The 24,234-nt window shown below is 43.2% G+C and carries 31 protein-coding genes and 1 tRNA gene; 29 read left to right on the top strand and 3 right to left on the bottom strand.

Going from position 1 to position 24,234, the window contains the following annotated elements; translation table 11 throughout:
* Positions 1–240 precede the first annotated feature (240 nt).
* From nifB to PN499_RS13985, 19 genes are all read left to right on the top strand, one after another.
* Positions 241–1,695 carry a nitrogenase cofactor biosynthesis protein NifB gene (gene nifB, locus PN499_RS14075; RefSeq protein ID WP_272032594.1) on the top strand — a complete coding sequence of 485 codons (1,455 nt, stop codon included), beginning with the start codon at positions 241–243 and terminating at the stop codon, positions 1,693–1,695.
* A 171-nt stretch (positions 1,696–1,866) separates the two neighbouring features.
* Positions 1,867–3,075 (top strand): cysteine desulfurase NifS, encoded by a 1,209-nt coding sequence (nifS, locus tag PN499_RS14070; RefSeq protein WP_272032593.1) that lies wholly within the window; start codon positions 1,867–1,869, stop codon positions 3,073–3,075.
* Between the two features lie 100 nt (positions 3,076–3,175).
* The gene (gene nifU / locus PN499_RS14065) at positions 3,176–4,072 is read left to right on the top strand and encodes a Fe-S cluster assembly protein NifU (RefSeq protein ID WP_272032592.1); all 897 of its coding nucleotides are present in this window, start codon (positions 3,176–3,178) and stop codon (positions 4,070–4,072) included.
* A 205-nt stretch (positions 4,073–4,277) separates the two neighbouring features.
* Positions 4,278–5,180 (top strand): nitrogenase iron protein, encoded by a 903-nt coding sequence (gene nifH / locus PN499_RS14060; protein WP_007356926.1) that lies wholly within the window; start codon positions 4,278–4,280, stop codon positions 5,178–5,180.
* Positions 5,181–5,372: 192 nt separating this feature from the next.
* Positions 5,373–6,857 carry a nitrogenase molybdenum-iron protein alpha chain gene (nifD, locus tag PN499_RS14055; RefSeq protein WP_272032590.1) on the top strand — a complete coding sequence of 495 codons (1,485 nt, stop codon included), beginning with the start codon at positions 5,373–5,375 and terminating at the stop codon, positions 6,855–6,857.
* 160 nt (positions 6,858–7,017) lie between these two features.
* On the top strand, positions 7,018–8,556 hold the full coding sequence (gene nifK / locus PN499_RS14050; protein ID WP_272032589.1) for a nitrogenase molybdenum-iron protein subunit beta: 1,539 nt from the start codon (positions 7,018–7,020) through the stop codon (positions 8,554–8,556).
* Positions 8,557–8,701: 145 nt separating this feature from the next.
* On the top strand, positions 8,702–9,043 hold the full coding sequence (locus tag PN499_RS14045; RefSeq protein ID WP_272032588.1) for a Mo-dependent nitrogenase C-terminal domain-containing protein: 342 nt from the start codon (positions 8,702–8,704) through the stop codon (positions 9,041–9,043).
* Positions 9,044–9,146: 103 nt separating this feature from the next.
* Entirely contained in the window at positions 9,147–10,529 is a 1,383-nt protein-coding gene (gene nifE / locus PN499_RS14040) for a nitrogenase iron-molybdenum cofactor biosynthesis protein NifE (protein ID WP_019487106.1), read from the top strand.
* A gap of 1 nt (position 10,530) precedes the next feature.
* Entirely contained in the window at positions 10,531–11,829 is a 1,299-nt protein-coding gene (nifN, locus tag PN499_RS14035; protein WP_272032587.1) for a nitrogenase iron-molybdenum cofactor biosynthesis protein NifN, read from the top strand.
* Positions 11,830–11,907: 78 nt separating this feature from the next.
* A complete protein-coding gene (nifX, locus tag PN499_RS14030; protein ID WP_007356930.1) occupies positions 11,908–12,312 on the top strand; it encodes a nitrogen fixation protein NifX in 405 nt (134 codons plus the stop codon).
* Between the two features lie 14 nt (positions 12,313–12,326).
* Complete coding sequence (locus tag PN499_RS14025) at positions 12,327–12,803, top strand: NifX-associated nitrogen fixation protein (RefSeq protein WP_272032586.1); 477 nt, start codon at positions 12,327–12,329, stop codon at positions 12,801–12,803.
* A 122-nt stretch (positions 12,804–12,925) separates the two neighbouring features.
* Positions 12,926–13,159, top strand: coding sequence for a CCE_0567 family metalloprotein (locus PN499_RS14020; protein WP_272032585.1), 234 nt, complete (start codon positions 12,926–12,928; stop codon positions 13,157–13,159).
* The gene (nifW, locus tag PN499_RS14015) at positions 13,156–13,473 is read left to right on the top strand and encodes a nitrogenase-stabilizing/protective protein NifW (protein ID WP_272032584.1); all 318 of its coding nucleotides are present in this window, start codon (positions 13,156–13,158) and stop codon (positions 13,471–13,473) included. The genes PN499_RS14020 and nifW overlap by 4 nt, the downstream gene beginning before the upstream one ends.
* 11 nt (positions 13,474–13,484) lie before the next feature.
* On the top strand, positions 13,485–14,348 hold the full coding sequence (locus tag PN499_RS14010) for a HesA/MoeB/ThiF family protein (RefSeq protein ID WP_272032583.1): 864 nt from the start codon (positions 13,485–13,487) through the stop codon (positions 14,346–14,348).
* 110 nt (positions 14,349–14,458) lie between these two features.
* On the top strand, positions 14,459–14,830 hold the full coding sequence (locus tag PN499_RS14005; protein ID WP_007356935.1) for a HesB/IscA family protein: 372 nt from the start codon (positions 14,459–14,461) through the stop codon (positions 14,828–14,830).
* Between the two features lie 43 nt (positions 14,831–14,873).
* Complete coding sequence (locus tag PN499_RS14000; RefSeq protein ID WP_007356936.1) at positions 14,874–15,173, top strand: 2Fe-2S iron-sulfur cluster-binding protein; 300 nt, start codon at positions 14,874–14,876, stop codon at positions 15,171–15,173.
* A gap of 167 nt (positions 15,174–15,340) precedes the next feature.
* On the top strand, positions 15,341–15,637 hold the full coding sequence (gene fdxB / locus PN499_RS13995; RefSeq protein WP_272032582.1) for a ferredoxin III, nif-specific: 297 nt from the start codon (positions 15,341–15,343) through the stop codon (positions 15,635–15,637).
* A gap of 16 nt (positions 15,638–15,653) precedes the next feature.
* The gene (locus PN499_RS13990; protein ID WP_272032581.1) at positions 15,654–16,295 is read left to right on the top strand and encodes a class I SAM-dependent methyltransferase; all 642 of its coding nucleotides are present in this window, start codon (positions 15,654–15,656) and stop codon (positions 16,293–16,295) included.
* Between the two features lie 7 nt (positions 16,296–16,302).
* Positions 16,303–16,569 (top strand): hypothetical protein, encoded by a 267-nt coding sequence (locus tag PN499_RS13985; RefSeq protein WP_272032580.1) that lies wholly within the window; start codon positions 16,303–16,305, stop codon positions 16,567–16,569.
* A 96-nt stretch (positions 16,570–16,665) separates the two neighbouring features.
* Here the strand turns inward: PN499_RS13985 and PN499_RS13980 are convergent, their stop codons facing one another.
* Positions 16,666–16,875, bottom strand: a complete 210-nt coding sequence (locus tag PN499_RS13980; protein ID WP_272032579.1) for a TOBE domain-containing protein — start codon at positions 16,873–16,875, stop codon at positions 16,666–16,668.
* Positions 16,876–16,992: 117 nt separating this feature from the next.
* On the opposite strand from PN499_RS13980, the gene PN499_RS13975 reads away from it, so the two are divergent.
* The gene (locus PN499_RS13975) at positions 16,993–17,235 is read left to right on the top strand and encodes a hypothetical protein (protein ID WP_272032578.1); all 243 of its coding nucleotides are present in this window, start codon (positions 16,993–16,995) and stop codon (positions 17,233–17,235) included.
* Here PN499_RS13975 and PN499_RS13970 read toward each other — a convergent pair.
* On the bottom strand, positions 17,213–17,338 hold the full coding sequence (locus PN499_RS13970; protein WP_272032577.1) for a hypothetical protein: 126 nt from the start codon (positions 17,336–17,338) through the stop codon (positions 17,213–17,215). The two genes, PN499_RS13975 and PN499_RS13970, sit on opposite strands and share 23 nt — an antisense overlap.
* 51 nt (positions 17,339–17,389) lie before the next feature.
* Positions 17,390–18,097 (bottom strand): GDSL-type esterase/lipase family protein, encoded by a 708-nt coding sequence (locus PN499_RS13965; RefSeq protein ID WP_272032575.1) that lies wholly within the window; start codon positions 18,095–18,097, stop codon positions 17,390–17,392.
* A 191-nt stretch (positions 18,098–18,288) separates the two neighbouring features.
* On the opposite strand from PN499_RS13965, the gene PN499_RS13960 reads away from it, so the two are divergent.
* The 9 genes from PN499_RS13960 to PN499_RS13920 form a co-directional block, all read left to right on the top strand.
* A complete protein-coding gene (locus PN499_RS13960; protein ID WP_272032574.1) occupies positions 18,289–18,519 on the top strand; it encodes a DNA-directed RNA polymerase subunit omega in 231 nt (76 codons plus the stop codon).
* A 25-nt stretch (positions 18,520–18,544) separates the two neighbouring features.
* Positions 18,545–19,180 (top strand): hypothetical protein, encoded by a 636-nt coding sequence (locus PN499_RS13955; RefSeq protein WP_272032573.1) that lies wholly within the window; start codon positions 18,545–18,547, stop codon positions 19,178–19,180.
* Positions 19,181–19,182: 2 nt separating this feature from the next.
* Positions 19,183–19,548: a DUF1818 family protein gene (locus tag PN499_RS13950; RefSeq protein ID WP_272032571.1), complete on the top strand. Its 366-nt coding sequence runs from the start codon at positions 19,183–19,185 to the stop codon at positions 19,546–19,548.
* A gap of 48 nt (positions 19,549–19,596) precedes the next feature.
* Positions 19,597–19,670: transfer RNA gene (locus PN499_RS13945), tRNA-Pro, on the top strand.
* A gap of 197 nt (positions 19,671–19,867) precedes the next feature.
* A complete protein-coding gene (locus PN499_RS13940) occupies positions 19,868–21,100 on the top strand; it encodes a P-loop NTPase fold protein (RefSeq protein ID WP_272032570.1) in 1,233 nt (410 codons plus the stop codon).
* A complete protein-coding gene (locus PN499_RS13935; RefSeq protein WP_272032569.1) occupies positions 21,087–21,689 on the top strand; it encodes a hypothetical protein in 603 nt (200 codons plus the stop codon). The genes PN499_RS13940 and PN499_RS13935 overlap by 14 nt, the downstream gene beginning before the upstream one ends.
* A complete protein-coding gene (locus tag PN499_RS13930; protein WP_272032568.1) occupies positions 21,679–22,233 on the top strand; it encodes a hypothetical protein in 555 nt (184 codons plus the stop codon). Before PN499_RS13935 ends, PN499_RS13930 begins: the two co-directional genes overlap by 11 nt.
* 175 nt (positions 22,234–22,408) lie before the next feature.
* Positions 22,409–22,969: a GNAT family N-acetyltransferase gene (locus PN499_RS13925; protein WP_272032567.1), complete on the top strand. Its 561-nt coding sequence runs from the start codon at positions 22,409–22,411 to the stop codon at positions 22,967–22,969.
* A gap of 257 nt (positions 22,970–23,226) precedes the next feature.
* Positions 23,227–24,234 (top strand): ATP-binding protein (locus tag PN499_RS13920; RefSeq protein WP_272032565.1); only part of this gene is annotated, 1,008 nt, incomplete at its 3' end.

Below are 24,234 nucleotides of genomic sequence, written 5' to 3'. Positions count from 1 at the left end.
ATTGAGTAGCTGCTATAAATTTCATAACGCCAGATGCTTAACCCGCCAAAGGTAATAGGTAATAGGTATTTAAGTAATTGGTAAATTCAAACAGTACCAAAAGCCAAATAACCGATGGATTCTGGGGGAAGTTAATGAATGGAAGTGGGCCTAATATAGGGCCCAACGGATAAACAAAATAATTCCTGTTTGTTCATATTTCCTATAGCGTTGACGAGTCCACTGAATCCCATAAATTCAATGACACCCCAACCTGGAATCCTTACTAAAACAAGCGCTACTCAATCTACTGGTTGTAGTTCTTCTAGCTGTGGCACTTCCACCGATGGAATTGACGAAAAACTTAAAAAGCGGATTGAAAACCATCCGTGTTATAGCGAAGAAGCACACCATCACTATGCCAGAATGCACGTTGCCGTTGCTCCCGCTTGCAACATTCAATGTAATTATTGTAATCGGAAATACGACTGTGCTAACGAAAGTCGTCCAGGGGTAGTTAGTGAACTGCTAACACCCGAAGAAGCCGCCCATAAAGTATTAGTGATTGCCGGCAAAATTCCGCAAATGACAGTATTAGGAATTGCTGGCCCAGGCGACCCATTAGCCAACCCGGAAAAAACTTTCCGCACCTTTGAGTTAATTGCTGATAAAGCCCCAGATATCAAGCTTTGTTTATCAACTAACGGGTTAATGTTGCCCGATTATGTTGAAAAAATTAAGCAACTCAACGTGGATCATGTCACCATTACTATTAATATGGTCGATCCAGAAATCGGCACACAAATCTATCCTTGGGTTCACTATCGGCGCAAACGCTACAAAGGCCTTGAAGCTGCTCGAATTTTGCACGAACGGCAAATGGAAGGCTTACAAGCACTAAAAGAAGCCGATATTCTTTGCAAAGTGAACTCAGTAATGATTCCCGGAGTTAACGACCATCACTTACCAGAAGTAAATGAAGTGATTCGTTCTAAAGGGGCATTTCTTCACAACATTATGCCTCTGATTTCAGCACCAGAACATGGCACACACTTTGGTTTAACTGGTCAGCGCGGGCCGACACCAAAAGAACTAAAAACAGTGCAAGATAACTGTGCTGGCAACATGAAAATGATGCGCCACTGTCGCCAATGTCGAGCCGATGCTGTAGGACTCTTAGGCGAAGACAGAAGCCAAGAATTTACTAAAGATAAATTCATGGAAATGCAGCCAGAGTACAACATTGAATCACGGCAAGAAGTTCATGCTGGCATTGAGAAGTTTAAAGACGAACTCAAATCAGCCAAAGCAAAGCTCAAACCTAGTCAGAAAGTTGCTAACAGCCCCAAAATTCTTGTAGCAGTAGCAACTAAAGGCGGTGGTTTAGTCAATCAACACTTTGGTCATGCTAAAGAGTTTCAAATTTACGAAGTAGATGCTAACGAAGCTAAATTCGTCGGTCATCGCAAAATCGATCATTACTGCCAAAGCGGTTACGGCGAGGAAGCGACTTTAGAACACACGATTAAAGCTCTTTCTGATTGTAAAGCAATTCTAGTTTCCAAAGTCGGCGAATGTCCGAAAGCGGATTTACAAACAGCAGGTTTAGTTGTAGTGGAAGCTTACGACGTAATCGAGAAAGTGGCCCGTGCATTTTATGACACCCATATTCTCAAAAGCTCTAACGCTATTCCTGAGATTGTAGGTTGTATTTAATGGCTCTAGTTGATGGGTATGAGGTATAGCAGCCGCTTCCTAATTGCTAATTTATAAAGCTGTACCTCATTCCCTTCATTCACAACTGCTTTTTGCTTCCCAATTCCCAATTTCTAATTCCCTTTCCCATTTCCAATTCCCTGTTCTTATTGTCAATCTGAGGACAAGATTATGTCAACTTGTATTTACCTAGATAATAATGCCACAACCAAGGTAGATCCAGGAGTGTTGGAAGCAATGCTACCCTACCTAACCGAATATTATGGCAATCCCTCCAGTATGCACAGCTTTGGGGGAAAAGTAGGAAAAGCTGTAAAACAAGCCAGAGCACAAGTAGCAGGTCTTTTGGGAGCAGATGATTCAGAAATTGTGTTTACCAGTTGTGGCAGTGAAAGTAACAATACAGCAATTAGGGCTGCATTAGCCGCTCAACCAGATAGACGACATATTATTACTACCCAAGTAGAACACGCTGCTGTAATTAATGTTTGCAAACAACTAGAAAAACAAGGTTACACAGTTACTTATCTATCAGTTGACCGTCAGGGACAATTAGATTTAATGGAATTGGAAGCTGCATTAACTGGAAACACCGCTTTAGTTTCCACCATGTATGCTAACAACGAAAGTGGGACAATTTTCCCCATAGAAAAAATCGGTGCTTTAGCCAAAGAATATGGTGCAGTCTTCCATGTTGATGCAGTACAAGCAGTAGGGAAAATTCCTTTAAATATGAAGGAAAGTACCATTGACCTATTAACACTATCAGGTCATAAATTACACGCCCCCAAAGGGATTGGTGCTTTATATGTAAGACGCGGTTTCCATTTCCGTCCGTTGTTAATAGGCGGACATCAAGAACGGGGCCGGAGAGCAGGAACAGAAAACGTAGCGGGCATAATTGGTTTAGGAAAAGCAGCAGAACTCGAATTATTGCATATGCCAGAGGCAATTCAGCGAGAAACCAAATTGCGCGATCGCCTAGAAGAAAACCTGCTACTTACTATTCCTAATTGTGAAGTAAATGGCGACCCCGCTCATCGCTTACCTAACACCACTAATATTGGCTTCAAATACATCGAAGGCGAAGCTATCTTACTCTCATTAGATCGATACGGGATTTGCGCTTCTTCTGGTTCTGCTTGCACTTCTGGCTCTTTAGAACCCTCTCATGTTTTGCGGGCAATGGGTTTACCTTATGTTATCCTTCACGGTTCGATCCGATTTAGTCTTAGCCGTTACACAACTGATGCAGAAATAGATCGAGTTTTAACTGTAATGCCAGGAATTGTAGAGAGATTGCGTTCCCTTTCACCCTTCAATAGTGACTCTGCTGACTGGTTACAAGATAGACAAGAAGCCATAACAGTTAGTAGATAAAGAAGCAGTGAAAGCATAAAAAAGCTTTTCAATTCTCAATTCCCAATTCCCAATTCTCAATTCCCAATTCCTCCTCATATCCTTAATTTGGAAAACTGCCATGTGGGACTACACTGAAAAAGTATTAGACTTATTCTACAACCCGAAAAATCAAGGGGCAATAGAAGAAACCAATGAACCAGGAATTGCTCTAGTATTCGGCGAAGTAGGCAGTATTGCTTGCGGTGATGCTTTAAGACTGCATCTCAAAATAGACCAGGAAAAAGATTTAATTCTTGATGCTCGTTTTCAAACCTTTGGTTGTACCAGCGCTATTGCATCCTCTTCCGCTTTAACAGAATTAATCAAGGGTTTAACATTAGATCAAGCCTTAAAAGTCACCAACAGAGAAATCGCAGATTTTTTAGGTGGTTTGCCAGAAGCTAAAATGCACTGTTCTGTAATGGGACAAGAAGCCTTAGAAGCTGCCATTTATAAATATCGTGGCATTGAACCAGAAGCACACCCTGAAGATGAAGGCACTTTAATTTGTAGTTGCTTTGGTATCAGCGAACCGAGAATTCGTCGGGCAATTGTAGAAAACAATTTAACTACAGCAGAACAAGTAACTAGCTATATCAAAGCTGGTGGTGGTTGTGGTTCTTGTTTATATCCTATTGACGACTTAATTGCCGAAGTCTTCAAAGAGAAAGCCAACATCACCAAAGTTGCGACCGAGATTGCCTTTGCGAAAGAGACTAAAAATCAATCACCTACACAACCTTTGACACCCATCCAAAAAATCTCCTTAATTCAGAAAGTTTTAGAAGAAGTGCGCCCATTGCTAATCGCAGATGGAGGTGACGTAGAACTTTATGACGTAGAAGGAGATATTGTCAAAGTCTTGCTCAAAGGAGCTTGTGGTTCTTGTCCTAGTAGTACATCCACTCTGAAAGGGTTAATCGAAACTACTTTGAGAGAGAAAGTTTTACCCAGTTTAGTAGTACAAGCACTGTAAACTAGCGGGCTATTAACTCATCAGATTTCCTACCACAAATTAACGAGGAATTATGAAATTTACCAGAAAATATCAAGAGGAGCGTCCTCCCCCCATAGTTAGGTTTCAGATTCTAAGTTTCACAATTGATACTTCTTTCTGAACCGAACCAATCAAGACCTCTTCTTAAACAACAAACCCACTCATTTACAAAGGATAATTAACCATGACGGACGAAAAAATTAGACAGATTGCATTCTACGGTAAAGGCGGTATTGGTAAGTCTACTACTTCCCAAAATACCATTGCCGGGATGGCTGAATTAGGTCAGCGCGTAATGATTGTAGGTTGCGACCCAAAAGCAGATTCCACCCGCTTAATGCTGCACAGCAAAGCTCAAACAACTGTCTTACACCTAGCTGCTGAACGGGGAGCCGTCGAAGATGTAGAGCTAGAAGAAGTGTTACTTACTGGCTACAGAGACGTGCGTTGCGTAGAATCTGGCGGCCCAGAACCCGGTGTAGGTTGTGCAGGACGGGGGATCATCACCGCTATTAATTTCCTGGAAGAAAACGGTGCTTACGAAGATCTCGATTTTGTCAGCTATGACGTATTAGGCGACGTAGTTTGCGGCGGTTTCGCCATGCCAATTCGCGAAGGAAAAGCTCAAGAAATTTACATCGTCACCTCTGGTGAAATGATGGCAATGTACGCCGCAAATAACATTGCACGCGGTGTTCTCAAATATGCTCACTCCGGTGGTGTTCGTCTGGGTGGTTTAATTTGCAACAGCCGTAAAGTTGACCGTGAATTAGAACTAATCGAAACCTTAGCGAAGCGGTTGAATACTCAAATGCTTCACTTTGTGCCCCGCGATAACGTTGTGCAACACGCAGAATTGCGCCGCATGACAGTGATTGAGTATGCACCTCAACATCCTCAAGCCCAAGAGTATCGCACCCTTGCTAACAAGATTATCGACAACAAGAACCTGACAATTCCTACTCCTATTTCAATGGATGAATTAGAAGACTTACTGGTTGAATTCGGTATTCTTGGTGATGACAAAGAATTCGAGCATCTAGTTGGCAAGACTGCGGATGAAGTCCCTGTAACAGTTGGTGTTTAAACCCTAGTAATCAAGGGGATAGGCTAAAACAAGAAAAGGAAAGATTTTCTTATCTAAAATCCCCAATAGGTCTCAGGTGTGAGGTTTCAGATAAATCATTGTTGGAGCCTGAAACTCAAAACCTGAAACCGACCTGAAACCTATCCCCGATTCCCTATTTCCTATTCCCTACTCACTCAGAGAGGCAGATTTATGACTCCTATCGAATCTACTACTATTGACTCTCAAGACTTAGCTGCGGACGTTGTTGACAAAAAAGCCCTGATCAAAGAAGCTCTAGAACTCTATCCCGATAAAGCTAAGAAAAAACGGGAAAAGCACCTGAATGTCTACGAAGAAGGCAAATCAGATTGTGGCGTTAAGTCTAATATCAAATCCGTTCCCGGTTCCATGACCACACGCGGCTGCGCCTACGCTGGATCGAAAGGCGTAGTTTGGGGCCCAATCAAAGACATGATTCACATCAGTCATGGCCCCGTAGGTTGCGGTTATTATTCCTGGTCTGGTCGTCGCAACTACTATATCGGAACTACAGGCATTGATAGCTTTGGCACAATGCAATTTACATCCGATTTCCAAGAAAGAGATATCGTATTTGGTGGTGATAAAAAACTTGCCAAACTAATTACTGAACTAGACGAACTCTTCCCCTTAAATAGAGGCGTTTCGATTCAGTCTGAGTGTCCTATTGGTCTAATCGGAGACGATATCGAAGCTGTTGCGAAGAAAGCCAGCAAAGAAATCGGAAAAACCGTTGTACCTGTACGTTGTGAAGGCTTCCGGGGTGTCTCTCAATCTCTGGGACACCACATTGCAAACGACACTATCCGGGATTGGGTTTTTCCTCAAGCAGACAAGAAAAAGAAAGAATTGGGCCTTGAAGGTACTCCCTACGATGTCGCAATTATTGGAGACTATAACATCGGTGGTGATGCTTGGTCTAGCCGCATTCTTCTCGAAGAAATTGGCTTGCGCGTAGTAGCTCAATGGTCGGGAGATGGCACGCTTCACGAAATGATGATGACCCCAACTGTGAAGCTAAATTTAGTTCACTGCTATCGCTCCATGAACTATATTAGCCGCCACATGGAAGAAGCTTATGGCATTCCTTGGTTGGAATATAACTTCTTTGGCCCAACTCAAATTGCTGCATCTCTGCGAGAAATTGCAGGTAAGTTTGACCAAAAAATCCAAGATAATGCTGAAAAAGTCATTGCTAAGTACGAAGCCCAAACTAAGGCCGTACTTGACAAATTCTACTCGCGCCTAGAAGGTAAGACTGTCGCTTTAATGGTTGGTGGTTTGCGTCCCCGCCACGTCGTTCCTGCCTTCCACGATTTGGGAATGAAACTAATCGGTACTGGTTACGAGTTTGGTCACAATGATGACTACAAACGCACGACTCATTACATTGAAGACGGCACCTTAATTTATGATGACGTTTCTGCTTATGAGTTCGAGCATTTTGTCAAGGAACTCAAGCCAGATTTAATTGCTTCCGGCATCAAAGAGAAGTATGTTTTCCAGAAAATGGCGCTTCCCTTCCGCCAGATGCACTCTTGGGATTATTCTGGCCCTTATCACGGTTATGATGGTTTCGCTATCTTCGCCCGCGATATGGATTTAGCCCTTAATAGTCCAACTTGGGGATTAATTGGTGCTCCTTGGAAGAAGTAACCAAAACAGATTAGGGGAATACTACTAAGGATGAACGCTAAAAGTTTAAAATCCCCAAAACTATCTCTCGATCTTCATCCTTAGTTCCTCCTAAATACAAGTTTTTTGTTATTTCCAACTCTCTACGCTACACTCCCTCATAAATATTGGAGATTGAGTCATGCCTCAGAACAATATAGACAAAATTGACGACCACGTTACACTATTCCATCAGGAAGAATATCAACAGCTATTTGCTGGGAAAAAGGAATTTGAAGGCGGCCATAGCCCAGAAGAAGTAACTCGAATTGCAGAATGGACAAAGACTTGGGAATATCGCGAGCAAAACTTTAGCCGCGAAGCTTTAACAGTTAATCCAGCTAAGGCTTGTCAGCCTCTAGGCGCAATTTTAGCAGCAGTAGGTTTTGAAGCTACCCTGCCCTTTGTTCACGGTTCTCAAGGTTGCGTTGCCTACTTCCGCTCTCACTTTACTCGTCACTTCAAAGAACCATTTTCAGCAGTGTCTTCTTCAATGACTGAAGATGCAGCAGTCTTTGGCGGACAGAATAATATGATTGATGGCTTGGCGACTTCCTACAATCTCTACAAGCCAAAGATGATTGCTGTCTGTACTACTTGTATGGCGGAAGTGATTGGGGATGACTTGCAAGCCTTTATTAATAATGCCAAGGCTGCTGGTTCTGTCCCTCAAGAATATCCCGTTCCTTACGCTCATACACCTAGCTTTGTCGGCTCCCATATTACGGGTTACGACAATATGATGAAGGGAATTTTATCGAACCTAACAGCAGGGAAAAAAGCCGAAAAGACTAACGGTAAGATTAACTTTATTCCCGGCTTTGAAACTTACATTGGTAACTTGCGCGAAGTCAAGAGAATTGGCTCTCTAATGGGCATAGACTATACGCTGCTGGCGGATAATTCTGAATATCTAGATTCACCAAATACTGGGGAATACAAAATGTATCCCGGCGGTACGCCACTGACAGAGGCAGCCGATTCCATTAATGCAGAAGCGACAATCGCTTTACAATCTTATTCAACTACCAAAACTCGCGATTACATTGATAGCGAGTGGAAGCAACCTACTTATGTCTGCCGTCCTGTAGGTATCCGGGGAACTGATGAATTCTTGATGAAATTATCGGCTCTGACAGGTAAACCAATTCCGCAAGAATTGGAAGACGAACGGGGTCGGGCAGTAGACGCGCTAACGGATTCGCAATCATGGCTGCATGGCAAGCGGGTGGCGATGTATGGCGATCCAGATTTGGTGATTGGATTAACCCAATTCCTGCTAGAAATTGGTGCTGAACCTGTGCATATCTTGGTGAGCAATAGCAACAATTTGTTTGAAAAAGAGTTGCAAGCAATTCTAGATGCTAGCCCCTTTGGTAAGGGTGCAACTATCTGGGGTGGTAAGGATTTGTGGCATCTACGTTCTCTCTTATTCACAGAACCCGTAGATCTATTAATCGGCAACTCCTACGGCAAGTATCTGTGGCGCGATACCAAAACTCCTTTAGTGCGAATTGGCTATCCGATTTTCGATCGCCACCACCTGCACCGCTATTCTACTTACGGTTATCAAGGTGCGATCAATTTGCTCAACTGGATTGTAAATACGCTACTTGACGAACTGGATCGCAATACCATTATCCCAGCGAAGACTGATATTTCCTACGACTTGATTCGATAAATAGGGTGGTGGGCATGGGAAGAGTTTTGAGTTAAAGAACTTTGAGTTAAAGAACTAATTCTCCTTACCTTCCCTGCCTCCCCTTGCCTTTCTCTGCCTCCCCCTGCCTCCCCTGTTCCTCCTCCTCCCTCTATCTTCAAGTCCTATGACTACTATCACCCACACGCACGATCGCCACTCGCACGATCACCCTCACGACCATTACCTAGTTCCTAGAGAAAAGTCTGGTTTCGATCCTCTCTTCCTCCTGCGTCGATGGGTGGATAGAGTTCCAGTAAGCGATCGCCAATTTGCCCATCTTATTTGCCAGGTAATTCCCTGTTGTTGTCCTTTTGAACGAGATGTTAATCTGTTCGGACACGCCTATCACATTCCGCCTCTGTGCAAATTAAACCCTCTGTATGACGAGTTTGTTGGCTTACGTTTCCGCGCTCTTAGTTATCTAGCAGATGTTTGTTTAGAAGACATCACAAAATACATCTGCTAAGTAGAAAAGTTTTGAGTTATGAAGCGAGGAAAAATCCTTAAAATTCTTTAATTCAAAACTCAAAACTCAAAACTCCTAACTATTCCCTTTCCCCCTGACTCCTATGAAGATTACTCAAGGAAAAATTAACGAACTCCTCAGCGAGCCAGGTTGCGAACACAATCATCACAAACATGGGGAAAAAAAGAAGAAAGCCTGCCAACAACAAGCCCAACCTGGTGCGGCTCAAGGAGGATGTGCTTTCGATGGGGCGATGATTGCTCTAGTACCTATTACCGATGTGGCACACTTGGTTCACGGGCCGATCGCCTGTGCGGGCAATTCTTGGGGTAGTCGAGGCAGTCTTTCCTCTGGTTCTCATCTTTATAAGATGGGTTTTACTACCGATCTGAGTGAGAATGATATCATTTTTGGTGGCGAGAAACGGCTCTACAAAGCTATTCTGGAAGTCCAAGAACGCTATCAACCAGCAGCAGTTTTTGTTTACTCCACTTGTGTTACTGCCTTGATCGGAGATGACTTAGATTCCGTTTGCGAAGCTGCGGCGAAGAAGATAGGAACTCCAGTAATTCCTGTTAATTCTCCGGGATTTATTGGGAGTAAAAACTTAGGGAATCGAGTAGGTGGAGAATCGCTATTAGAGTATGTAATCGGGACTGCGGAACCTGAATTTACCACGCCCTATGACATTAACCTCATTGGCGAATACAATATCGCTGGGGAATTGTGGGATGTAATGCCACTGTTTGAAAAACTAGGCATTCGCGTGCTGGCAAAGATGACTGGGGATGCTAGATATCAGGAAATTTGTTACGCTCACCGAGCCAAACTAAATGTCACAATTTGCTCGAAAGCACTGATCAATATTGCTCGGAAAATGGAGGAACGCTACGGCATTCCCTACATTGAAGAGTCTTTTTACGGGGTGGAAGATGTCAACCGTTGCTTGCGAAATATTGCTCTGAAATTAGGCGATCGCACATTGCAAGCGCGAGTAGAAGCACTAATCGCTGAAGAAACCGCCCAGCTCGATCGGGATTTAGCCCCCTATCGCGCTCGACTCAAAGGCAAGCGAGTAGTGCTGTACACAGGTGGGGTGAAAAGTTGGTCAATTATCTCTGCTGCTAAAGACTTGGGGATGGAAGTAGTCGCCACCAGCACCAAGAAAAGCACTGAGGAAGACAAAGCCCGGATTCGGGAGTTGCTAGGCGCCGAAGGCATCATGATGGAAAAGGGTAATGCCCAGGAACTGCTGAAAGTGATTGCCCAAACCAAAGCCGATATGCTGATTGCCGGGGGGCGCAATCAATACACAGCCCTAAAAGCTCGCATTCCTTTTCTAGATATCAATCAAGAACGCCACCATTCCTATGCCGGATATGCAGGCATGGTATCGATGGCCAGAGAGTTAGAAGAAGCTCTCTACAGCCCAATTTGGGAGCAACTTCGCCAACCGGCACCCTGGGAAAAAGAGGAGGCAATCTGAAATGGCTACGATCGCAACTCCCAAAAAATCAGTGGCGGTGAATCCGCTTAAACAAAGTCAGCCTTTGGGCGCTACTCTAGCGTTTTTGGGGCTCAAAGGGATGATGCCTCTACTGCACGGTTCTCAAGGATGTACTGCCTTTGCCAAGGTAACGCTAGTGCGACATTTCCGAGAAGCAATTCCGCTGGCGACTACGGCAATGACGGAAGTAACCACCATTCTAGGTGGAGAGGAAAATGTAGAACAGGCAATTCTGACTTTGGTGGAAAAAGCTCAGCCACTAATGATCGGTTTGTGTACGACGGGATTGACGGAAACGCGAGGTGATGACATGGAGGGTATTCTCCGCACCATCCGCAAGCGCCACCCGCAATTATACGATTTACCGATTGTGTTTGTCTCTGCACCGGACTTTCGAGGAGCATTACAAGATGGCTTTGCCGCAGCGGTAGAAAGCATGATGCGCGAACTTCCTCAAGTTGGGGAAACGCGATCGCATCAGGTGACGCTACTGGTTAGTTCCGCCTTTTCCCCTGGAGACGTGCAAGCAGTCAAGGAAATCATCACTGCTTTTGGACTAACTGCGATCGCAGTTCCCGATCTATCCACCTCCCTAGACGGTCATTTGGAAGACTCCTACAGCGCGGTGACAGGTGGGGGCACAACTCTACCAGAACTCCGGGCAATTGGTAGTTCTATTTATACCTTGGCCCTGGGCGAGAGTATGCGCGAGAGTGCGGCGATCCTGGAAAAGCAGTTTGGGATTCCATTTGAGGTGTTTCCCCACTTAACCGGATTAGCCGCTGTCGATGAGTTTTTACAAGCGCTTTCGGATCTCAGCGGCGTGGAGGTGCCAGCAAAATACTGCCACCAACGCCGTCAGTTGCAGGATGCGATGTTGGATACTCATTTTTACTTTGGACACAAGCGCGTCTCTTTAGCACTAGAACCGGATTTATTGTCTGCAACTGTCTGGTTATTGAAGGGGATGGGGGCAGAAATTCAGGCAGCAGTGACGACGACGCGATCGCCCCTGCTGGAAAAACTCCCAGTAGAAACAGTGACAATTGGCGATTTGGAAGATTTTGAGCAACTGGCAGCAGGTTCAGATTTGTTGATTACCAACTCTCACGGCGCAGGAATATCTCATCGCCTCCAGATTCCCCTCTATCGTCAAGGTTTCCCCATTTACGATCGCTTGGGTAACGGTCAGCGTTGCACAGTCGGCTATCAGGGAACTACACAGCTTTTGTTTGATATCGGCAATTTATTTTTAGAGCAAGAAGAATCAAGCGATTGAAAAGGTTAGATTAACTCTGCGTCATCTGGCTTGGTTATGCTCTTTCTTCTCTTTCATTTTCTCATGAGGAGGCAAGCAATGAAAATTGCATTCACGACTAGCGATCGCGTTCACATCAATGCTCACTTTGGTTGGGCAAAAAAGATTGATGTCTATGAAGTTTCAACTGAGGGTTATCAATTTTTAACAACTCTCAAGTTCGAGGGCGATCTCAAAGAAGATGGTAATGAAGACAAACTCTTACCCAAAATTGAGGCCCTCGCCGACTGCACAATTGTTTATGTTTCCGCAATTGGTGGTAGTGCTGCCGCCCGGTTAATCAAAAAGCGGATAACTCCCATCAAAGCCCAATCGGAAGAGCAAGAAATTAGCGATGTCCTCGAAAAGTTAGTCACAACTTTGAAGGGAAATCCACCACCTTGGCTGCGAAAAGTCTTGCAACAGTCCAACCATTTCCCCCAAGAAGAATTAGAGTTAAATTAGAGGAGATTTACCCAATGAATACAACTGAAACTGCCACCGATAACACCCAATCCGATGTCATTAAGCATCCCTTTCTTCAGGAACTATTACGGCAAATCCGAGCCGAGGATTCCTACGGTTTTTACCGCAATTGGTCGGATGAACTCATCCTCAAACCTTTTGTAGTCACCAAGCAAGAAAAACGCAAAATCCCAGTGGATGGCGATGTTGAGCCTAATACCAAAGGACGCATTCAATTATTTTATCGCGCGATCGCAGCTCGGATTGAAAAAGAAAGCGGGCTACTTTCTCAGATAGTAATTGATTTAAGTCACGAAGGCTTTGGCTGGGCATTGGTCTTTTCCGGCCGTCTCCTACTGGTTGCTAGAACCTTGCGCGATGCTCAACGCTTCGGCTTTGACTCCTTAGAAAAGCTAGCAGAAGAAGGAGAAAAGCTCACCCTATCTGGAATTGAACTAGGTAAATCCTATCCAGAAGTAGGCAAGCTTTAGTCACCTTTAGCGATCCCTTCGTAATTCAAAAATGGTTCAATCATGCTTCCAAGCTTACGAACCATTTTTGCCAAAAACGAAGCAGAACAAATCAAGAAGAACAATCCCATCAGCAAAAATCTATGGCTCAAGCCGAAATCACCACCCTAGTTAATCCCAGTGCTGACGAGCTAAAAACTCAAATTAAACGCCTAAACAGTAAGGCCGGACAAATGAAGATGGATCTTCATGACTTAGCAGAAGGATTGCCAGCAAATTACGAACACCTAATGGATTTGGCAGCCGAAACCTATGAAATCTATCGTCAGTTAAACGACTTGAAACAACAGCTAAAGACACAGGAAGAAGGCAAATGAGCGGAACTCTGTCTGAATTCAAACAACTCTTAGATGCCGAAGATTATTTTAAGTTCTTCGAGCTTGCCTACGATCCTAAAATTGTGAATGTTAATCGCCTGCATATTTTACAAAAATTCGCTCAACTTGTGGGCGAAATAGATGCAGCTTTTACAGGCACAAATGAAGAGGAGAAGTTAGCCCAGTATCGAGTTGCACTCCTAACGGCTTACGAAGTGTTTTTAACTTCTACATCTCTCGACCAAAAACTGTTCAAGGTGTTTAATCAGAAGCCAGGAAATGTAGTTCTACTAACAGAAATCGACACGGATTGAGGAGAACTGTCGTGTTACATCTCACACCTACTGAGTTAGAACGTTACCGTCGCCAAATTATGCTTCCTGGTTTTGGGGAAGAGGCTCAAAAACGATTGAAGTCATCAACAGTATTGGTGACAGGTGTCGGTGGATTAGGTGGCACTGCTGCACTTTATTTAGCAGTAGCAGGAGTTGGGCGATTAATCCTAGTTCGAGGTGGAGAATTGCGCCTTGATGACATGAATCGCCAGATTTTGATGACTGACGATTGGGTAGGTAAGCCTAGAGTATTTAAAGCCAAAGAAACACTAGAGGAAATCAATCCCGATGTCCAAGTAGATGCAATTTTTGAGTATGTTACACCCGAAAATGTAGATACTTTGGTACAAGCTGCCGATATTGTCCTCGACTGCGCTCATAACTTCATTGAACGCGACTTGTTAAATGCTGCCTGCGTGCAATGGGATAAGCCAATGGTAGAAGCAGCCATGAACGACATGGAGGCATATTTAACCACAATTGTACCGGGCGAAACTCCTTGTTTATCTTGCATTTTTCCCGAAAAACCTGATTGGGATAAGCGCGGTTTTGGCGTAATCGGTGCAGTATCTGGAACTCTAGCTTGTCTGACAGCACTAGAGGCAATTAAGCTACTGGCAGGAATTGGCAAACCGTTACTTTCTCAATTGTTAACGATGGATTTAGGCAGTTTGGAATTTGCGAAACGTCGTCCTTATCACGATCCAAATTGTCCAGTTTGTAGCCACAAAAGTAGAGACAAATTGGAAAGCAAGTTGAATCAAAAATTCCCAACTCCAAATCCTTCTAGGTCGAGTGCAACCAAACGGGAAAAACCTCTTCCCAAAAAGTCTTTACCCATCGCTATTTCCTAGATTTTGTAGGTATCTAATTTCTGAATTTAATCTCTGATTACCAGAATTTAGAACCTGGTAAAATTTACCCGATTAGCTATTAACCCTTACCAAATCTCTTAGGAGTCTTTATGACAGTTACATTAACAGAAGTGGCCGAATTGCGGCTTCGTGCCTTTCTACAAGGTTCTAGCAAAGCTGAAAACCAGGCACAACGCGGAGTTCGATTTTCCATTGTGGATGGAGGCTGTAGCGGTTATCAATATTCTCTGGATATTATCAACGAACCAAAGCCAGATGATGTGCTGGAACAACAGGGGAAAATCCGAGTATATATTGACAAGGAAAGCGCACCTTTATTGGAAGGTGTTGTAGTTGATTACGTTGAAGGTTTAACTCAAAGTGGCTTTAAGTTTTTAAACCCTAATGCTACTGATACCTGCGGCTGCGGTCAATCTTTCCAAGCAGGAAATTGTACTCCTACAGGTGTGCCTTGTAGCTAACCTTTCGCTGATTTTTTCTTTTTCGATTTCAAGGAATTGACAAATGGCAACTTATAATGTGCGGCTGATCAACAAGAAGCGAGAAATTGATGTTACTATCCCTGTTGAGGATGATAAATACATTCTGACAGCGGCAGAAGAACATGATATAGAGTTACCTTTTTCCTGTAGTTCTGGTTCTTGTTCTAGCTGTGTTGGTAAACTAATGGAAGGCAAAGTCGATCAATCAGAGCAGGTGTTTTTAGAGGACGAACAAATAGAAAAAGGATTTGTTCTTCTCTGCGTAGCTTATCCCCGTTCTGATTGTACGATTCGTACTCACCAAGAAGCTTATCTGGTCTAATTTATCTCTCGTCGATTCAGTATGTTGGGCGCATCAGTTGCGGGATTGCTAGTAAGCAATTGGTGCAACCGACAAGTATTCGCACCGAGAATAGAGCAGATGTTTAAACAGAGTAAATTCAATCCCAAATCTCAACTTGATTAGACTATTGAAGGAGACACTTAACCATGACTACATTAACCGGTTTGACTTTTGGCGGTACTACCTGGACACCCCAATTTGTGGAGGCAATTAACCAAGATAAATGTATTGGCTGTGGTAGATGTTTTAAAGCTTGTGGTCGCAATGTATTACAGCTAAGAGCCCTGAATGAAGATGGAGAATTTGTTGAAAATGAGGAAGAGGATGAGATTGAACGGAAAGTGATGAGTATTATTCATCCCGAATACTGTATTGGCTGTGAAGCTTGTTCGCGAGTTTGCCCCAAAAATTGTTACACTCACAGTTCGCTCGTCCAAGCTTAAATCACTGCTAATACTGATGGAAAAGGGAGAAAAAAGTCAAGTTTTTGACCGAGATTGGACTGCTTATTATCAAGCAGTTGCGGGTCGCTCTCCACGCCCAACTTTACTAACAGCTTTAGCCCGATTTGAAATAGAGCAATCTTTTAATTCAAATCCTTTTGCTATAGACCTTGGCTGTGGGGATGGGCGAGATACGATAGAGTTGTTGAAACGCGGGTGGCGGGTATTAGCAATTGACGGTCAAGTAGATGCAATTACTCGTTTACGTAACCGTTTAGATGTTGATTTTAAACTTCTAGAAACCCGAGTTGAGCGTTTTGAATTAGTTACTCTACCGGATTCAGTAGATTTGGTTAATGCTAGTTTTTCTCTCCCTTTTTGCCCCCCGGCTAATTTCTCTGAACTGTGGGAAAAAATAGCCACTTGTTTGAGGGAAGGAGGGCGTTTTTCTGGACATTTCTTTGGTGAACGAGACTCATGGGCAGATCGTAGTTATATGACTCATGTTACTCGTAAACAATTGACAGCTTTGCTACAAAATTGCTGGAAGATTGAGGTATTTGAGGAAGAAGAGCATTTAGGAACAACCCCTTTGGGGGAGGAGAGATACTGGCATATTTTTCATATTGTAGCACGTAAACATCTCGAAAAATTTTAGGTGAATTATGACAGCACAACGCGAAGAGCTTTACATGAATTTAATTGATAAATTGTTACATTGTCCCAATGGCAAAGAACCAGAGGTATTAGATACTCATCAAGATTTAATTGATGCTGGTTTAATACAAGCTATGGCAAAAGTAGCGGCCTACTTTGCTCACCATGATAATCCAGACGCATCTAAGTTCTTAATTCATGTTGCCCGTGAATTGTCGAAACAGTTAGGATTATATACCGAACCTAATCAAGTTGCCCCCACTGAAACTATCTGAATACTTCCCTTTTAGACCGGGAATCTAAAAAATTTACACATAAACCCGAGTTGAAACAGTTTTAGCAATCTGGTTTATGTGTAAATTATATAGGTATTAATCAACAGCCACAATTAGATCTGATGCCTTAATTACTGCGTAAGCTTCTTTGCCTTCTACTATTCCTAGATTGGCGGCAGATGCTTTTGTGATGATGGCAACTACTTCAATTTCGGGAGCAATTTCTAGCGTTACTTCAGCATTAACTGCTCCCAGTAATACTTGCTTTACTTTAGCTTTGAGAACGTTACGAGCGCTAATTTTCATTTTCCGATCCTACCTTAGTATTTTCATTTATATTTATCACCCAAATCTGTATTTAAATTAGTAATTAAAGTTACATTTAAGAGGTTTTATAGTATATTTTTCTAGGGATTAATCTAAGTGTTTGCTAAATCTTCAGCAACTGAAGATATCCTCACGGTTTTGGGGATTGCGATCAAACTGTTAGTAAGTCATAAGATAGAGCCAGGGCTTAAAAAGCAAGCTAAATTACGATCGCTGCCGCTGAATGATGGGGTAGGTCATAGGATCGCACAGTCATGGCAGGTGTTGGCGTTGACTCAGAGATGTTCCCACTCTAAAACAGGCGTTAAAATTTTACTCACCGATGCAGTAATGCTCTAAATCTTGCTGCTAATTCTAGTAAATCGAAGGCAATGTTATCTGTGACTGCTTCAGCTAAAGCTGGGGCAATCCGCTGCTCATCTCCTACTAGCAGAATTCTCATGATTTTGCAGTTAACAGTTAACAGTTAACAGTTAACTATTAACTTTAACTGTTAGCTGTTAACAATTTTTTGTTTAGCTATTTGGTCAAGGGGTTCCCACTGGAGGACATCTTGGAGTAAAGATTGATAGCCGAGTACATTAGGATGAATGCCATCTTCAGAGAGGCGAGGATGCCACCAATCCTTACCCCGACTTAGCCATTTTTCAAAGATATCTAAATAGGGAATGTGGCGTTCCAAACACGCTTGGCAAGTGGCTTCTTTATATTTATACTGGTCTGCCTGATTGTAGTACAAGCATTTTTGAAATGGCATTTTGCTTTCATCAACAGGAACCATGCCGACAAATAGGACTGGACAAAGTTGATGGGCCTGGTCTAACAAGTGATGCAAAACTGTTTTAAAATGCTCGAATTCAGTATAGTTGCGACCGTGAGGTAACTGAACTCTGGGGGAATCGTTAATGCCTACGGAAAGGATAATCGCATCTGGGAGGCGATTTCTCAATTCTCCTCGATGGCGAAATTCGTTTTCGAGGCGTTGGGCAACTTGATAAACGCGATCGCCTCGTACTCCTAAATTGTAGAGGACATGGCCCGGACTATCGGGCAACATCCATAACCGCCGCAGTCGCTCTACCCAGCCACCGCCTTCGTGATCGCCAAAGCCGTAAACTAAGCTATCCCCCAAGGCTACCAGTTTGAGGGGATGAGGATTTACTTGATGCAACCGAGGAAACGAATAGGCTACTGCTGCCATAATCTAAAAAAAGTGAGTAAAAGAATTTACAGAACTATTTCCCGAACTGAGTGCAGCGTTGTCCGCGCCTTCAGGTCTGAACCATTGGATGGGATTAGCAGATGTTATACTTTTGCGTAATGCCGTTGGCAGTGTCAAGAATCTTGACATAGTAAAATAGAATGTAACATTAATGTAAGGTGGTTAGTCTCATGCTTAAGCGTCCAACGTTCGATTCAACTCAGTTAACCCGTCGGGCGGAAGAGTTGATCAATGCAGCTTCTAATCGCTACCGGATTACGGTGCAAGTGGCGAACCGGGCGAAACGCCGCCGCTATGAAGATTTTGATAATATGGATGACCATCAGATGAAGCCTGTGATGCGGGCGATTTTCGAGATGTCGGATGAGCTGACACAACCGGAAATTATTGGGGATTTGTAAGTAGGTTAGGGGTTCTGTCGAAACTGTGAGCAATTTTAAGCTAGTTTTGAGTTTTGCGATCGTCGCTCTGAGTGTGGCGTGTCTCACTGTTTTGGGGGGGATTTTTGAATCAGGGGAATTGAGCGTATCGGCGCGATCGCCTTTAACTATGGCGAGCCCCCAACCAACTCAGGTGCAGCGGTTGGCTCAGCAACCTCTACAGGAGTTGCGGGTGAGTGAGGCATGGCGGTTGGTCTATCAACAGTTGCCTGATTTTCCAAAGGAAAATAATTATGTTTCAAAGGAGACTGGGAAAGTCGATCCGAACAATACTTTGGTAGGGCGGCTGATTCGCTATCATTTATTTGTCAAGGGTCGCCCTGGTAATTATCGTCTGGATTGGAAGCTAACTTTAGCTGACTATTTGGGGGTGACTCCTGAGTTTTTGGAAGAGTCGGTGTATCCAGGGGGTGATGTGTTGCGGTTAAATCCAATGGAGCGCGATCGCACTGTGATTCAAGGCCTCAATCGCGCTCAGCGGGATACTTTGATTCAAGTTTTGGTGGATATTTTTAATGGGAATGCTCCGAGCGTACCTGCTGCGGGTGGGAGTCAAGAGCGATCGCCTTCTGAAGTACCACCAGCACCGCAACCAGGGGATGCGAAATTATTGATGCCGTAAGCATGGAGCGCGTAATTAAGACTGGTGCGGGTTGGCGTTTAGGATGGAACCCCAAGGCAGTAGAATTTAAGGGTTTAGTGGGTGGAGACGATTGGGCGATCGAGTTGACAGAGGCAGAGTTGAATGATTTTTGCAGATTGTTGGGGCAGTTGGCCGAAACGATGAGCCTGATGGCTGCTGAGTTAATGGATGAGGAGAAAATCGCCTGCGAAGTGGAAAGCGATTTGCTATGGATGCAGGCCGAAGGTTATCCCGAAGCTTACAGCATAAAGTTGATTTTGAATGCGGGGCGGCGGTGCGAAAGTTCTTGGGAGGCGGCAGCGGTTCCTGGTTTAGTACAGGCCGCACAGGTTTTAAAAGTTTTTTGAATTTTATTTGACTTTACTTGATATTGATGATATATTGAAGAGATGTGTCGGGGCGTAGCGCAGCTTGGTAGCGCACTACTTTGGGGTAGTAGGGGTCGTGGGTTCAAATCCCGCCGCTCCGATTGTTGAAACCTGCTTTTTGGAGCAGGTTTTGACGTTTTAAGAGTCTTTGTTATTACTCACTTCATTCTGAATCAGGACTGAGACAATAGCGATCGCGTATTGGAAGTATTGGATTATATGGCAAGTGAATCTCTTAGTAATGTTATTATTAGCTATAGTAGTCCTATAACTGTCCTAATTGCCGCAGGTATCCGAGATGTCTAATCGGCTAAAGTTTTTTAGAGAACAGATGGCTGCTTTCGAGGGAGCAGTAGACCCTCAACGAGCAATTGAAAGCGGCTACTATATTCGTGAACCTCGAAAATCGGTTTCGGAGCTAATTTCGGGACGTATAGGACTTCGCCCATCCTCGACACATTTATTATTAGGTGGAATTGGCTCTGGTAAGACAACTCAACTTCTCGTTACCCGTAATCGTATCAACGAAGAAGTAGAGGATATCTCTGCTCATTATGTAGATGTGAGTCTATATACAGATATTTCAAAAATTTCAACTGGAACCCTCACAGCCGTTGTTGGGGTAGTATTTTCTGAGTTAATGCAGGATAGTGACGAAGAAGCGATCAGAAAAGATATTAAGCTAATCAAAGATATTGCATATGGATACTCAGGATCTATAGGTGATATTGAATTCGATTCATATAATGAAAATCTGTTGTCTGACTTTGTGCATTCCATGGGTATTCTTGTAAAAAAATCTCATGAGCAGGAAAAAAAAGTATTACAGGCAATCAGTCGTCTCGATAAGGCTGCTGCTGAGAAATATGGAGATATTATTTTACTATTTGATGGCTTAGATCGACTTGATAATACACAATCCTTTTTGCAACTTGTTACTACTGACCTGCAAAACCTTTCATCTATAGGTATTGGACTTGTTATTGTGGGGCATTTACGGGCGTTTTATGATAACCAAGAGCTTCTAAAACAAGCAGTGAATTACTTCGATTATCGATCGTGTTTTGATGTTGAAGATGATGCAGATGCTTATAGTTTTTTTGAAAAAATCATAGAAGTTCGTGCTTCAGAAGGATTTATAGAACAATCTGCACTCCAAAGCCTTATTCATTATTCTGGTGGAGTTTTACGCGATCTGATCAATTTAACACAAGCCTCAATCGAAGAGGCATACTTAGCAGATAGTGAAAATTTACAGCAAACCCATGTTGAAACTTCCGTTGCCTCATTTGGCAGAGCAAAACTGTTAGGGCTTTCCGATCGGGAACTTGAGATTCTCTTAGATATGCTAGTAGGAAATACCTTCCTTCCTATAACAGATGAGGGAATTATACTTTTGGTAACAGGACGTATTCTTGAATATAGATATCCAAAAGCACGGTATACAGTTCATCCTGCAATTCGCCCATTGCTTCAGTTCATTCAAAAAGATCAAAAAATACAGCACAGTTTGAATAATGAAAACTTATGACATTAAATCAATTTCTATTGATGAATTGTTGCAACGAGTTGGCGCACAACCCGAAGGTAATATCTGGTTAACCACGATTCTATCCCCCCTAGATTTTGATAAAGCTATTGATGAACTTAGAGAAATGCTCAAGATTTTTATAGACTGTGATATAGGAGTTATTTCTGCTAATAGTGGAGCTCTTAGTCTCCTTAATCAAATTAGTCAGGCTCCGCAAAGCTATTTATTACTTCGTGATTTTGAATCATGGCTTCAAGAAGATTGGCAAAAATTTGATTCTTTAAGGAGCAGACTAGACCAGGAAAAGCGTGGAGGAATTCTAATTCTGTCTTTAGAAGCTACCAAAGCCATGCTTAACTATGCACCTAATTTTGCAAGTTGGCTTGGTTCGAGAATATTCAGTCTCCTCTTAGGTGTAGAATTATTGACTACAGAGGAGCGTCAGGCAAGATTATCAGCACTCCGAGAATGGTCAGGAAAGTCAGATTTGGAAGTTATTGCGCTTGCGGAAGCATATCAACTACCATCTGATCCTGAATATGGAGAATGGCTTATTCTTCTAGAGCGGGAGGATCTAATTGAACGATAAAAATACTTGGGAGATGATGTGTGAAGAGATTCAGCACCGCTCAATTAAAGCAACACCACTAACAGTTTCAAAAGCCAAGGAGCTTTATACTCAAATTTTTAAATGCCTGAATACAGCTCGCGATCAAAGAGTTTTGAAAACTAAGCTTGAAGAAATTCATAAACTTCTCAAGATGACTCCAGATAAGAGCAAGATTGCCATTATCGGGGGAGGGCGTAATTTTAAGCGAATTAAAGAAATTCCCCACTTTGAAAGAGTTGATGGATGTTGGTTCGACTTTTCCATTCTGGTAGATGAAGCTTTAAGACCAGCAGAAATTATTGGGTTTGATTTTGAGATTCGATTTCCAGAGGATAGTCAAGTTAGTTTCATAAGGTTCGATCTTAACTTACCTAATCATGATAATGAAGAGCGTGGTATGCGGTTCCATATACATCCAGGAAGTGATGACTTTATGATTCATAGCCCTCCGATGTCTCCTCTAGAGATATTGCATTTATTTTTATATGGTTTACCTATTCCAGAAAAACCACGTTCTTCTTAAATGTCTCGGTAATTTCTATCGCAGCACTTGACTAGCAGACTAGAAAAAATTTATTTCTATATAAGAAATGACTTGCCAATTGTAAAAGGCTACATCCTACAATTATTAATTAGAGGTTAAACTAAATTAGATCAATATTCGATTCCGATCGATCGAGCAGGTGAGAGCGCTAGCTATGGAAATCGTCACTAACAGATTTCTCCTACGGGATTTTACCAGAGAAGATGAACCTGCATTTTTGGCCTATCATGCTGACCCTCGCTATGCCGAATTCTGTGCGCCAGAAGAAGTTACACCCAGCTTTACCCGCGAACTACTTCAAAGGTTTAGGGAATGGGCAACTGAACACCCTCGGCGCAATTATCAGCTTGCTATAGTCGATCGCCGTACTCTAGAATTAGTTGGCTGTGGTGGTTTGCGCCGTGATAGTTATGGCCCCGAACAAGCAGAACTAGGTATCGAGTTAGCACCTCAGTTTTGGGGGCGTTACGCCTATGCTATTGAGGTTGGGAAAGCTTTAATTGAATTTGGGTTTCGCGATTTGGGGTTAAACGAAATTCGCGGTATTTCTGTCAGTGCTAACTTACGCGTATCAAGGTTAGCAAAACGCTATGGATTCGTTGTAATCGGTACGCCAGCCAGTCCAGATTGGATGAGTGCGCGAGGATGGAACCAACTTGAATGGCAACTTATACGAGAAACCTGGGAGAGTTTATCACTATCTAAAAATGCCTGAGCGCTTTGTGCTAATTCTCATTCCTATTCTCGTTAATGAATACAGTTCTATAGTAATTTGGGGTGGATTATACGATTAATATTGGTAATTAGGAGGGAACTTTGTCAAGTAATAGTTGATAAATTAATCACGATCAGACGTAATAAGCTGTCATTTTTCCAGATGGGTTTGAGAGGATAATCCCAGGGGGTTTGTGTCGGGTCGCGTTTTGCTTTAAAGTAGTAATAGGCAAAGCGGATTAAAAAATAATAGAAATAATGACTCAATTTACATCTACTATGACTGCCTTTCCCCTCACAGCCGTTGTGGGGCAAGAGGCGATTAAATTAGCCCTGCTTTTGGCCGCCATCGATCCGGGATTGGGAGGAGTCGCGATCGCAGGCCGCCGAGGTACTGCTAAATCTGTCATGGCAAGAGCCTTACATTGTTTACTACCACCGATTGAAATCATTAAAGATTCCATCTGTAACGAGGAACCAAGGGAAGGAGAAGAATTAGCAACCAAAATCATTCCCGCACCCTTCGTACAAATTCCTCTAGGAGTTACAGAAGATCGGCTCTTAGGTTCAGTTGATGTCGAGCAATCTGTAAAACTAGGTGAAACCGCATTTCAACCGGGATTATTAGCCCAAGCGCACCGAGGCGTGCTCTACGTCGATGAAATCAATCTTCTCGATGACAATATTTCTAACCAATTGCTGACAGTTTTAACCGAAGGTCGCAACCGGATTGAGCGAGAGGGAATTAGCTTTGAACATCCCTGCCAACCGCTATTTATTGCTACCTACAACCCCGAAGAAGGCCCGCTGAGAGAACATTTGTTAGATAGAATTGCGATCGCGCTTTCCGCCGATGCTCTTCTGGGATTAGATGAAAGAGTGCAAGCCGTAGAGTCTGCCCTCTCCTATTCTATTTCTCCCCAAGCTTTTCTCGATCAATATACAGAAGATATTGATAACTTAAAAACTCAGATTTTACTAGCGCGAGAATGGCTTAAAGATGTCCGCATTCAGCGCGAACAAATTGCCTATTTAGTAGAAGAATCCATTCGTGGCGGCGTACAGGGACATCGAGCCGAATTATTCGCGATGCGAGTAGCTAAAGCTGCGGCGGCTTTGGAGGGACGTACTGATGTCACGGCTGACGATTTGCGTCGCGCCGTAGAATTGGTAATTGTACCCCGCGCTACGATCGTTCAAACTCCGCCAGACGAATTACCGCCACCGCCACCACCGCCGCCACCTCAAGATCAGTCGGAGGAAGAG

The sequence above is a fragment of the Kamptonema animale CS-326 genome, from assembly GCF_028330895.1.
Taxonomy (GTDB): domain Bacteria; phylum Cyanobacteriota; class Cyanobacteriia; order Cyanobacteriales; family Microcoleaceae; genus Kamptonema; species Kamptonema formosum.
The sequence above is the reverse complement of the archived record's forward strand: the minus strand, read 5'-3'. Positions and strand labels throughout refer to the sequence as shown.